5 protein-coding genes and 1 pseudogene are annotated in these 10,968 nt (G+C 61.5%); all 6 read right to left on the bottom strand.

Annotated features, from left to right (window positions below; all coding sequences use genetic code 11):
• Positions 1 to 866 (bottom strand): annotated as a pseudogene (locus EGI20_RS13865) (translocation/assembly module TamB domain-containing protein); the annotation flags it as partial.
• Between the two features lie 10 nt (positions 867 to 876).
• Entirely contained in the window at positions 877 to 2,607 is a 1,731-nt protein-coding gene (locus EGI20_RS13860) for an autotransporter assembly complex protein TamA (protein WP_498632178.1), read from the bottom strand.
• 225 nt (positions 2,608 to 2,832) lie between these two features.
• Positions 2,833 to 4,590, bottom strand: a complete 1,758-nt coding sequence (gene lpdA / locus EGI20_RS13855) for a dihydrolipoyl dehydrogenase (protein ID WP_498632177.1) — start codon at positions 4,588 to 4,590, stop codon at positions 2,833 to 2,835.
• 8 nt (positions 4,591 to 4,598) lie between these two features.
• Positions 4,599 to 6,245: a dihydrolipoyllysine-residue acetyltransferase gene (gene aceF, locus EGI20_RS13850; protein ID WP_498632175.1), complete on the bottom strand. Its 1,647-nt coding sequence runs from the start codon at positions 6,243 to 6,245 to the stop codon at positions 4,599 to 4,601.
• A 139-nt stretch (positions 6,246 to 6,384) separates the two neighbouring features.
• The gene (gene aceE / locus EGI20_RS13845; RefSeq protein WP_498632174.1) at positions 6,385 to 9,048 is read right to left on the bottom strand and encodes a pyruvate dehydrogenase (acetyl-transferring), homodimeric type; all 2,664 of its coding nucleotides are present in this window, start codon (positions 9,046 to 9,048) and stop codon (positions 6,385 to 6,387) included.
• A gap of 275 nt (positions 9,049 to 9,323) precedes the next feature.
• The gene (locus tag EGI20_RS13840; protein ID WP_498632172.1) at positions 9,324 to 10,721 is read right to left on the bottom strand and encodes a M48 family metallopeptidase; all 1,398 of its coding nucleotides are present in this window, start codon (positions 10,719 to 10,721) and stop codon (positions 9,324 to 9,326) included.
• Between the last annotated feature and the right edge of the window lie 247 nt (positions 10,722 to 10,968).

Below are 10,968 nucleotides of genomic sequence, written 5' to 3'. Positions count from 1 at the left end.
TGCGGCGCGCCGGGAAACAGCATGGCCGGATTGATATTACCCAGCCGTATCGACAGGGTTTTGATCTTGCGGTAAATCACCGGAGCAAACGGCACAAACTGCCCGTCCACCTCGGCCACCACCCCGGTAGCCTCTCCCTTGAGCGCAAGTGTGGGCGCCAGCAAGGAGCCACCCAGGTTGGCATAGGCCTGCACCTTGCGTCCATCCAGTTCGCCCCCCAGCTCCACCCGCCCGCCCAGTGCAAAAGGCGCGTCGGCCGCCAATGCCAGCGAACCGGCGGCACTGCCCCAGGGCGAATGCAGCGACTCCAGCGCCAGCGCATGCTGTCCACCCTGATAAAGGTAGGAGCCGGCCAGGTCCTGGAACACCAGTGCCTGCGGCTGCAGACTCAAGCTTTGCAAGGACACATGGCTGACCTCGATATCCAGCGGCAAGGCAAGCGATGCAGGCGCGCTTAAGGGCTCGCCCGAGGCGGGACTACGGTCATCCAGCAGCACACTGCCCAGTTCGAGCCGGTTAATGATCAGCTTGCGCTGCCACAGCGCGCCCGGCTGCCAATCCAAGGCGATACGGGATAGCTCGATACGCTTAAGCGGCGTCTGCCAGCGCAGGCCTTGCAACTGGAAGCCGCGCCACAAGGTGCCTTCGACCCTGGCAACCGATAGCGCACCCTGACTGGCCTGAGCCGCCAGCTGCCACAGCCGGGCAAAGCCGGCTTCGCTGCCGGTTAACCAGCCCAGTGCACCGAAAACGGCAAACAGCATGGCCAGCAAGGCAAGCAGGATACGCCGGCCCCAGCGCCGGCGCGGGGCGGAAGGTTCGGGCGCAGGGGCATCCTGCGGTGGTGGCTCAGTATTCGGCATCATCGGTATTCGTTCAGAAAGGCAGGCCCAGACTCATGGTCCAGCGCCATTTGCGGTCGGTATCGCCACGCGCCAGATCAAAGGCGATCGGTGCCACCGGGCTTAGCCAGCGCACACCGAAGCCGAAGCTGCGGGCCAGTTCGAAATGCTTCCAGCTATCGGCGGCATTACCCATATCGTGGAACAGGCCCAGACGCCAGTGCGGTGCAACAGTAAACAGATATTCCAGCGAACCGGTTGCCATCACCCGCCCGCCCAAGACCGAGCCATTGGGGCCGGCAACGCCCAGGCTCTCGTATTCGAAACCGCGCACGCTATTGACGCCGCCGGCACGGAACAGCAGGGATGAGGGCACTTTGTCGGTTTGCTGCGCCCATACTTCCCCCACATCGGCGCGCACAAGCCAGGTGCCGGGCATAAAGCCCGGTGACCAGTACACGGCGCCGCGCGCACGACCACGCACAAAGGCCGTTTCGGACAAGGTACGCCCCAATGTGGACGACAGGCGTCCGTCCAGCAAATAGCCGTTGCGCGGGTCCATGGCATCGTCCAGCTTGCGCTGGGTCCAGCCTATGGTCGCGAACACCGCCTGATTATTGCGGTCTTCGACCCCGCCTATCGTTTCACGGTCGAGCACATATTCGACGCCGATACGCGCCTCGATATCGCCGCGCTGCCTGAGCCGCCAGACACCGCCCTCGACCGTGTCGCGCTCGACATTCTGTACCTCGCTTTTTTTAAAGGCGACATTGCCCGAATGCGAGTAGCCGTCACGCGTGCGCGGCAAGGCCAGACCGAAATTCAGCGAATTTTCGTTCCGCTTCCAGTCCAGCAGCACCGAGCCGGTGTAACCGCGACGGAAAATATTGTAATGCTCGTACCCCAAGCGGGTACCAAAGCCCTCCTCGCTATCCCAGGTCAGGCCGATTTCACCCTTTTGCCGTGGCACCTCGACCACTTGCACCAAGATTGGCAGCTGGCCATCCTTGATCTCGCCGGTCAGCGGAATCACCAGCGCCGAGGAAAAATGCGCATCTTCCTCCAGCGCACTTTGAAATGCGGTCAGTTTCTCCAGGCTGTACACCGCGCCGGGCATGAAATCGGCCTGTCCCCTGACCACGCTCTCGGGATAACGCTGCAAACCCTCGATGCGAATCTTGCCGAACTCCACCCGCGGCCCGCTATCCACGCTCAGGCTCAGGCTCACCTCGTCGGTTTGCGGATTGACCTCGGCACGGGAAGCGATGAGCTTGGCCAGCGGATAAGCGCGTAGCGACAGCAAACGCACCGCCAGCTTCTTGCCCGCGTCCCAGCCATCCTGAGTGAACACGGCCCCCTGCGGCAAAGGCCAGTCCTCCTTCAGCTCGGCCTCGACCTCCACCAGTTCAGACGAGCCTTGCGCCGCACCGGTAAAGTCGATCTTGAGGCTATGGATGCGCGCAGGTGCGCCGGGGGAAACGCTCACATCGACCACATCGGCAGCAGGCCGGGACACGCGGACCCCGGCATTAAAGTAACCCATGGTTTCGAGCAGCCGTTTGGCCGCCGCCGGTGTTTCACCCAGCAAGGCAGCCAGCGTCGCCTCATCCATATCGGGATCGGACGCGAGAGTCACCAGCTCCAGATTGTTGGCCAGCAAGGTTTTAAGTTCGTCAGGCGCGGCGATGTCGACCTTATAGGTCAGGTTTGCCCAGGCAGGCGCGCACAGGCAGGAAAAGAGAAGCGGAATCAGGATGCGGCGCATAGGCCTATGGTATAGGACACGGGAGGGAGAGGGAACCGGGAGCCGGGAGCCGGGAGCCGGGAGCCGGGAGCCGGGAGCCGGGAGCCGGGAGCCGGGAGCCGGGAGCCGGGAGCCGGGAGCCGGGAGCCGATTTCAGCGTGGTGAAAAAACTGCCACCACGTCAAGTGCCACCTGATCCCTGATCCCTGATCCCTGATCCCTGATCCCTAATCCCGAGTCCCGGATTTAGCGCTTTTTCACCGGCGGCAAATCGGTGCAATGGCCTTCGAATGCTTCGGCGGCCATACCGATAGACTCACCCAGGGTCGGGTGCGGATGGATGGTCTTGCCGATATCGGCCGGATCACAACCCATCTCGATGGCCAGCGCCACCTCGCCGATCATGTCGCCGGCGTTAGGGCCGACAATCGCGCCACCCACGACCTGATGGGTCGCTTCGTCGAAAATCAGCTTGGTGAAGCCGTAATCGCAGCCGTTAGCAATGGCGCGGCCGGAAGCCGACCACGGGAACTTGCCGACACCGACCTTGATTCCCTTGGCCTTGGCTTCCAGCTCGGTCAGACCGACCCAGGCCACTTCCGGCTCGGTATAGGCCACCGACGGAATCACCCTTGCGTCGAAATAGGTCTTTTGGCCATTCGCCACTTCGGCTGCCACATGGCCTTCATGCACACCCTTGTGCGCCAGCATAGGCTGGCCGACGATGTCGCCGATGGCGAAGATATGCGGCACATTGGTGTGCTGCTGCTTGTCGACTTCGATGAAGCCGCGCTCGCTCACCTGGATGCCGGCGTTTTCCGCACCGATTTTCTTGCCGTTCGGGCTGCGGCCTACCGCCACCAGCACCAGATCGTATTTCTGCTCGTCGGCCGGTGCCTGTTCGCCCTCGAACTTCACCATCACCCCATCCGGACGGCAAGTTACGCCGACAGTACGGGTCTTGAGCATGATCTTGTCGAAGCGGTGCGCATTGCGCTTTTCCCACACCTTGACCAGATCCTTGTCGGCGCCGGCCATCAGGCCGTCGGCCATTTCGACCACGTCGATGCGCGCGCCCAGCGACGAGTACACCGTCGCCATCTCCAGGCCGATAATACCGCCACCGATCACCAGCATGCGACCCGGCACCTGACGCAACTCCAGCGCGCCGGTCGAATCGACGATGCGCGGGTCTTCCGGCAGGAACGGCAGTTTCACCGCCTGGCTGCCGGCAGCGATAATCGCCTGCTTGAACTTGATCACGCTCTTGTCGCCGGTCGGGCTCTTGCCTTCGCCTGCGGTCAGCTCGACTTCCATATGATGGGGGTCGATAAAGCGGCCATTACCGCGCACCAGTTGCACATTGCGCATCTTGGCCATCACCGCCAGACCACCGGTCAGCTTGCCGACCACTTTTTCCTTGTGCTTGCGTAGTGCCGACAGATCGACCTGCGGCGCGCCGAAGGCCACACCGGTGTCGGAGAAGTGGCTGGCTTCCTCGATCACGGCGGCCACATGCAATAGCGCCTTGGACGGGATGCAACCCACATTCAGGCATACACCGCCCAGCGTCGCATAGCGCTCGACGATCACCACCTTCATGCCCAGATCAGCAGCGCGGAAAGCGGCAGAGTAGCCGCCCGGCCCGCCGCCCAGCACCAGCATATCGCATTCGATATCGGCGCTACCGCCATGGCTGGCCGCCTGTGGCGCCGCCACAGCCGGCGCACTGGCAGGTGCCGCAGCCACAGGCTCGCTTGCGTCTGCCGCTTCGATCAGCGCGATCGCATCGCCCTCAGACACCTTGCTGCCGACCTTGATCAGCACTTCCTTGACCACGCCGGCTGTTGCGGCCGGCACATCCATGGTCGCCTTGTCGGTTTCCAGGGTGATCAGGCTGTCGTCGACGGCAATGCGGTCGCCTTCCTTGATAAAGACTTCGATGACGTCAACGCCACCATGCCCGCCGATATCGGGGACTTTCAGTTCTGTCATTTGGCTCATGGTCTTCCTTACAGCATCAAGCGGCGGATATCGGCCAGCACCTGCGCCATATACGCGGTAAAGCGTGCAGCAGAGGCGCCATCGATCACGCGGTGGTCGTAGGACAGGCTCAAAGGCAGCATCAGACGCGGCGCGAATTCCTTGCCGTTCCACTTGGGCTTGATCTCGGACTTGGAGACGCCAAGGATGGCGACTTCAGGCGCATTGATAATCGGCGTGAACGCGGTACCGCCGATGCCGCCCAAGGACGAGATGCTGAAGCAGCCACCTTGCATGTCGGTCGGCAGCAACTTGCCGTCGCGCGCCTTCTTGGCCAGGGCGCCGCTTTCCTGGGCGATCTCGAGCAGACTCTTCTTGTCGGCATCCTTGATCACCGGCACCACCAGGCCGTTAGGCGTGTCGGCGGCAAAACCGATATGGAAGTACTGCTTGAGCACCAGATTGTCGCCATCGAGGCTGGCATTGAATTCCGGATATTTCTTCAGCGCGGCCACCGCCGCCTTGATCAGGAAGGCCAGCGGCGTGAGCTTGACGCCTTCGGCCTTGAGTTCTTCACCCATACCCTTGCGGAAGGCTTCCATCTCGGTGATGTCGGCTTCGTCGAACTGGGTCACATGCGGAATCATCACCCAGTTACGCGCCAGATTGGCACCGGACAGCTTCTTGATGCGGGAAAGCGGTTTCAGCTCGACCGCGCCGAACTTGGCAAAATCGACCTTGGGCCATGGCAGCAGATCCAGACCACCACCCAGGCTCGCCGGTGCAGCGGCAGGTGCCAGCGCCGCCGGATTGCTCAGCACGCCCTTGACGAAGGCCTTGACGTCTTCGTCGGTGATGCGGCCCTTGCGGCCCGAACCCTTGACGCGGCCCAGATCCACACCCAGCTCGCGCGCCAGCTTGCGTACCGACGGACCGGCATGCGCTTTGGAGAACGAAACTTCGTTAATGGCAGCCGGTGCGGCGGCCACAACCGGGGCAGCTGGCGCAGCGGCAGCAACCGGTGCCGGTACCGGTGCAGCAGCAACGGCAGCGACAGCAGGAGCCGCAACAGGAGCGGCCACGGCAGCTTGCGCCGATTCAACCAGCAAAATCAGATGACCCTGCGACACTTTGTCGCCGACCTTGATTTTGACCTCCAGCACACGGCCGGCCACGGTCGATGGCACTTCCATGGTGGCCTTGTCGGTTTCCAGCGTAATCAGGCTGTCGTCCACCTTGATCTCGTCGCCGGCCTTGACCGCCACTTCGATCACGTCAACGTCACTTGCGCCACCGATATCCGGCACACACACTTCCACCGGACCACTCACGGCTGCAGCGGCAGGCGCGGCAACTGGCGTGGCGGCAACTGGCGCAGCAACGGGTGCGGAGGCAACTGGCGCCTCAGCCTTGGCAGCTGGTGCCGCGACGCTGTCGGAAATTTCGATCAGCGCGATCACATCGCCTTCGGAGATCTTGCCGCCATTGATGGCACGTACTTCTTTCACCACACCGGCGACTTCGGCCGGTACTTCCATGGTGGCTTTGTCGGTTTCCAGCGTGATCAGCGAATCATCTACCGCGATAGTGTCACCCACCTTGATGAAGACTTCGATCACATCCACATTTGCGTGTCCGCCGATATCGGGGACTTTCAGTTCGATAATTTGGCTCATTATTATTCCTAGTCCGGGCTGCGCCCCTGTTCGGGATCCGGGAACCGGAACCCGGAGCTCGCCTGCCTGCCATCGGTCGCCATCAGCGCTCCAATGCCGGCAGTACGAGTCCCGAATCCCGGGTTCCACCTGCCTTGGCTTAAACCTTCCAGCTCGGCAGTTTGTCGACGTTGATGCCGTAGCGTGCAATCGCTTCGCTGACGCGGGCGGCTTCGATCTTGCCTTCGCGTGCCAGTGCCGACAGTGCGGCCACCACCACGTGGTAGCGGTCGACCTCGAAGAAGTCGCGCAGGCGGGCGCGACTGTCCGAGCGGCCGAAGCCGTCGGTGCCCAGCACCACATAGCGCCCCGGCACAAACTCGCGGATCTGCTCGGCGTAAGCGCGGATATAGTCGGTAGCGGCGATAAACGGGCCTTGCTTGCCGGACAGTTGCGCCTCGACATAGCTGGCCTGCGCCGCATCTTCCGGATGCAGCAAGGCGTGACGGGCAGCGGCACGGCCATCACGGGCCAGTTCGTTGAACGAGGTCACGCTCCAGATATCGCTGGCTACGCCAAAGTCGCTGCGCAGCAGGTCGGCAGCAGCCATCACTTCACGCAAGATGGTGCCCGAACCCAGAAGCTGCACCTTGATGTCGGACTCGCCGCCATCGGACAACTGGTACATGCCTTTGAGGATGCCGGCTTCGGCACCTACCGGCATGGCCGGATGGGCGTAGTTCTCGTTCATCAGGGTGATGTAATAGAACACGTCTTCCTGCTCGGCATACATGCGCTGCAGACCATCCTGCAGAATCACCGCCAGCTCGTAGGCAAAGGTCGGGTCATAGGAGATGCAGTTCGGAATCAGGCCGGCCTGGATATGGCTGTGACCATCTTCATGCTGCAGGCCTTCGCCATTCAGCGTAGTGCGCCCTGCCGTGCCGCCCAGCATGAAGCCGCGCGCACGCATGTCACCGGCCGCCCAGGCCAGATCGCCAATACGCTGGAAACCGAACATCGAGTAGTAGATGTAGAACGGAATCATCGGGATGCCGTGGTTGGCGTAGCTGGTCGCTGCCGCAATCCACGAGGACATCGCGCCCGGCTCGTTAATGCCTTCCTGCAGCATCTGGCCGTCTTTGGATTCCTTGTAGAACATCAGCTGGTCGGCGTCCTGCGGCACATAGTTCTGGCCCTGGGTCGACCAGATGCCGTACTGGCGGAACATGCCTTCCATACCGAAGGTACGCGATTCGTCCGGCACGATAGGAACGACCTGCTTGCCGATAGACTTGTCTTTCAGCAAATTGCCCAGCATGCGCACAAAGGCCATGGTGGTGGAGAACTCGCGCTCGCCCGAATCCTTGAGCATGGCATCGAACACATGCAGACCCGGCACCGCCATCGGTGCCTTCACCGGCAGACGGGCAGGCAGGCTGCCGCCAAAGGCTGCGCGGCGTTCGCGCATATACACCATTTCCGGACTGTCTTCGGCCGGCTTGTAGTAAGGCACGCTTTCCAGATCGGCATCCGACACCGGAATACCGAAGCGGTCGCGGAATTTACGCAAGCTATCCAGCGCCATTTTCTTGGCACCGTGAGCGATGTTCTGGCCTTCGCCGGATGCGCCCATGCCGTAACCCTTGATGGTCTTGGCCAAAATCACGGTCGGCAGGCCCTGTGCATTGGCCGTGGCTTCGTGGTAAGCGGCATACACCTTGTGCGGGTCGTGGCCACCACGGTTCAGATTCCAGATCTCGTCGTCCGACATATTGGCGACCATTTCCAGCAGCTCGGGGTACTTGCCGAAGAAATGTTCGCGCACATAGGCGCCGTCTTTCGACTTGAAGGTCTGGTAGTCGCCATCCACGCACTCTTCCATGCGCTTTTTCAACAGGCCCTTGCTGTCCATGGCCAAGAGCGGATCCCAGCGGCTACCCCAGATCAGCTTGATCACATTCCAGCCGGCACCGCGGAAATCGCCTTCCAGTTCCTGGATGATCTTGCCGTTGCCGCGCACCGGGCCATCCAGACGCTGCAAGTTGCAGTTGATCACGAACACCAGGTTGTCCAGGCCTTCGCGTGCCGCCAGTGCGATCGCACCCAGGCTTTCCGGCTCGTCCATCTCGCCGTCGCCGCAGAAACACCATACTTTGCGCCCCGGCGTGCGGGCCAGACCACGGCTTTCCAGATACTTGAGGAAGCGCGCCTGATAAATCGCCATCAACGGGCCCAGGCCCATGGATACGGTCGGGAACTGCCAGAAATCCGGCATCAGCCACGGGTGCGGGTAGGACGACAGGCCGTTGCCGTCGACTTCCTGACGGAAGTTGTCGAGCTGCGCCTCGGTCAGACGGCCCTCGAGGAAGGCACGCGAATACACGCCCGGCGCAATATGGCCCTGGAAGTAGATCAGATCGCCTTCCTGCTCGTCGTTGGGCGCACGCCAGAAGTGGTTGAAGCCGACATCGTACAAGGTGGCCGACGACTGGTAGCTAGCGATATGGCCGCCCAGTTCCAGATCTTTCTTGCCAGCACGCAGCACCATGGCCATCGCGTTCCAGCGGCAGATGGAGCGGATACGGTGCTCCAGCTCGTGGTTGCCCGGCGACTTTTTCTCGCGCCCAGCTGGGATGGTATTCAGGTAAGCGGTGGTCGCATCAAATGGCAGATGCGCGCCACTACGGCGGGTCTGTTCAACCAGGTTTTCCAGCAGGAACTGGGCGCGTTCGGCGCCTTCATTTTCCAGTACCGAAGCCAGTGCCTCGGTCCATTCGCGGGTTTCCAGCGGGTCGATATCATCCGGGAAGCGTGTAGCCATTTTGTCTCCTTACTTTTGGTCGCAGCCTGCGCTTGTGGCGCAAATCCTGTTTATTCGAAGCGATGGGGTCAAGCATGCTTAGTCGTTCAGACCCCAAACAGTGAGCGTATTCGCGCTTTTATGTGTTTGTATTCGAACAATTCTAGCAATGGGGTGAGTGTAATGGCTACAGGGTCAACTATGGAATAGGCAAAACGAGCGAAAGCTTCAACATCCGCATAAAAAACAACATGCGGCAATGCAGCATCTTGTTTTAAAGCGTGAATTCTACATTTTCACTTGGCCGCTCGCGCCTTGAGCGCCTTTTCTACCTCGCGCATACGCGCTTCAACGCTGGAACGCAGATAGAAATTATCACCCTTGGCCGCACTGGCCAGCCGGTATTGCACCAGCGCAGATTCAAACATTTGTTCGAAATAGAACGCATGCCCCAGCTCGGCGTGATAGCTGAGCGCATCATTTTCGCCATAAAGACGCGCAGCCAGACGATGCAGCTCGGCATCGGCAGGCTGGCGCGCCAGCAAAGCCTGCACTTGGCGCAGTGCCACGCCTTGCTGGCCGCTGGCGATCAGCGCCTGCACCTCCCCCAGCAGCAGGGCGCGGCTGGCGGGGAATGCCGTCAAGCCCTGACGATAGTGCGCCAGCGCCTGCTGCGTCTGGCCTGCACTCAGGGCAATCTCGGCCTGCAGCGTGTACAGCATCGGGTCGGCCGGCAATAAGCGCACCGCGTCACTGGCCGCTTGCTGTGCGGCTGCAAAGTTGCGCTGCGCCAGATAGGCGCGCGCCAGACCATAGTGCTGCGCGCCTTCGCTCAGAAAGCGCCGGTCAGCCAGCGCGCGCTGGTAATAAGGCACGGCCTCTGCCGGGCTTAGCGTATTCAGGCGCAGTTTCTCGCGCACCAGCAGAAAATCGGTGCTGTCCGGTTTCATGCGTACCGGCTGGCTCTGGGCACGATCCTGCCCTTCACTGATGCGCTCGCTGGTGACCGGGTGAGTACGCAGAAAAGAAAGCGCCTTGTTGTCGTTGTAACGGTTGCCCTGCTGCAGGCGCTCGAAAAAGGCCGGCATGGTACGCGCATCAAAGCCGGCATCTGTCAGATAATGCATGCCGATGCGGTCGGCTTCGCGCTCGAAATCGCGGCTATAGGCCAGCTGGGTTTGTGCGGCCATGCCCATGCCGGCATTCAGCGCACCGAAGGTCGCATCCGAATTGCCCGAACGAGAAGCCAGCACACCGGCCAGCACCGCCGCCAGTATCCATAGCTGGCTATGGGTCGAGGTTTCGCGCATACGCGCCAGATGGCGCTGGGTCACATGCGCGACCTCGTGCGACAGCACCGAAGCCAGCTCGCCCTCGCTTTGCGCCGCCAGCAACAGGCCGGTATGCACACCGATCACGCCGCCAGGCATGGCAAAAGCGTTGATGGAGTTGTCGTCTACGGCAAAAAAGGTAAAGTCGTTGCCGGTCGCGGCCGCAGAGGTGATGCGCTTGCCCAGACGGGCGAGATAGGCATTCACCTCGGCATCCTGCACCACATCCCCCGCATCGCGAATCTGGCTCAAAATCTCGCGCCCTATCCGCGCCTCGTCCGCCTGCGACAAGGCCTCCTCCCCCACATTGCCAAGATCAGGCAGCGGAGCCGCCAGCGCCGGCGTAAAAGCGATGGCAAACATGAGAGTTGAGCACAGCAGAGTCTTTTTCATCATCCGGCTATGATAGCTGCGCACCGGGGAAAGTTGCACGCGGGAATGAGACTCGGGAATCGGGAATCGGGAATCGGGAATCGGGAATCGGGAATCGGGACTCGGGACTCGGGACTCGGGACTCGGGACTCGGGACTCGGGACTCGGGACTCGGGACTCGGATTTCAGTTTTCGGATAAGCCAAAATCACGTCAACACCCCGGTTCCCGATTCCCTG

The sequence above is a fragment of the Aquitalea sp. S1-19 genome (assembly GCF_024343515.1).
This window is presented reverse-complemented; position numbering and strand designations above follow the sequence as displayed.

Excerpts from the sequence above, each read along its gene's own strand:
- lpdA (WP_498632177.1), bottom strand. The coding sequence starts at position 4,590 with ATGAGCCAAATGACAGAACTGAAAGTCCCCGATATCGGCGGGCATGGT.
- EGI20_RS13840 (WP_498632172.1), bottom strand. The coding sequence starts at position 10,721 with ATGTTTGCCATCGCTTTTACGCCGGCGCTGGCGGCTCCGCTGCCTGAT.
- EGI20_RS13860 (WP_498632178.1), bottom strand. The coding sequence starts at position 2,607 with ATGCGCCGCATCCTGATTCCGCTTCTCTTTTCCTGCCTGTGCGCGCCT.
- aceF (WP_498632175.1), bottom strand. The coding sequence starts at position 6,245 with ATGAGCCAAATTATCGAACTGAAAGTCCCCGATATCGGCGGACACGCA.
- aceE (WP_498632174.1), bottom strand. The coding sequence starts at position 9,048 with ATGGCTACACGCTTCCCGGATGATATCGACCCGCTGGAAACCCGCGAA.